Below are 1,236 nucleotides of genomic sequence, written 5' to 3' on the forward strand. Positions count from 1 at the left end.
GTCACCGTCACCCACCAGAGCGGCGTCGATGCCACCTACGACCTGACCGATACCCCCGCCTTCGACCCCGATGTGCAGGTCGTGTCCACCCAGGTCACGCTGGATGACGGCAGCACCGCCTCATCGGGTAGCGCAGCCGGCAGCGGCACGGGCAGCACGACAGGTTCCGGCGGCCAGCAGGTTCTGGACATCACGCCCACCACACTGGCCAGCGGCACCGTGCAATGGCCGCTCGCCAGCCGCCGTGTCCTGAAAATGCAGAACACCACCACCGGCCAGACCGGCCGGCATGTCTACCGCATGACCAGCCGCATCCGCGTGCCCTTCGGCAGCAGCGCCGGCAACAACAGCTGCACGACCGGCACGACCACCGGTGGCAACGGCCTGTACAACGCCGTCAGCCTCACCCACTACGACGGCGCCCTGCAACCCATCAACAGCACCCCGCTGACCTCGCAGGCCTGCGTGAACACGCCGGAACCGGTCGAGTCCACCACCCTCGTCATCGAGAAATCCAGCGGCCTGCGCAGCGTCGAACTGGGTGAACAGGTGGCCTACCGCCTGCGCATCCGCAACACCGGCAACACCCCGGCCATCAAACCCGTGGTCGTGGATCTGCTGCCGCGCGGCTTCCGCTTCGAACCCGGCTCCGTACGCGTGCAGAACGCCACCGCCACGAACGTCGAAATGACCAGCAACCGCGAACTGCGCATCACCCTGGACCGCGTGGACATGTCGGGCAGCAGTGGCACCGGCGCAGCCAGTGGCAGCAGTACCGGCACGCGCGGTGGCAGCACGTCTGGCAATGCATCGGCAGCCACCGGCAAGGACGTGCAGATCACCTACCGCCTGCGCGCCGGCGTCGGCTCACAGGAAGGTGACGGCATCAACCGTGCCCACATCCAGTGCGTCGCGCCCCGCAGCCCCTCCGGTCTGGCCGACTGCTCCAACGAATCCCGCTGGAAAGTACAGGTCACCGGCGGCATCTTCTCCGAAGAAGCCTGCCTGGCCGGCCAGATCTTCGTCGACTGCAACGGCAATTCCATCAAGGACCGCGAAGAACTGGGCATCCCCGGCGTACGTCTGTATCTGGAAAACGGCACCTGGCTCGTCTCCGACGAACAGGGCAAATACAGCCATTGTGGCCTGCGCCCCCGCACCCACGTCCTGAAGGTCGACAGCCGCACCCTGCCCCGCAGAAGCCGCCTCGTCACCAGCAGCCCGCAGAACGTGGGC

At 67.0% G+C, this 1,236-nt stretch carries 1 protein-coding gene; it reads left to right on the forward strand.

The window, feature by feature from the left end; all coding sequences use genetic code 11:
- The coding region (locus tag EHV23_RS15095; RefSeq protein WP_125096923.1) for a DUF11 domain-containing protein at positions 1 to 1,236 on the forward strand (1,236 nt) is incomplete at both ends.

Source organism: Lautropia dentalis, from assembly GCF_003892345.1.
GTDB classification, from domain to species: domain Bacteria; phylum Pseudomonadota; class Gammaproteobacteria; order Burkholderiales; family Burkholderiaceae_E; genus Lautropia; species Lautropia dentalis.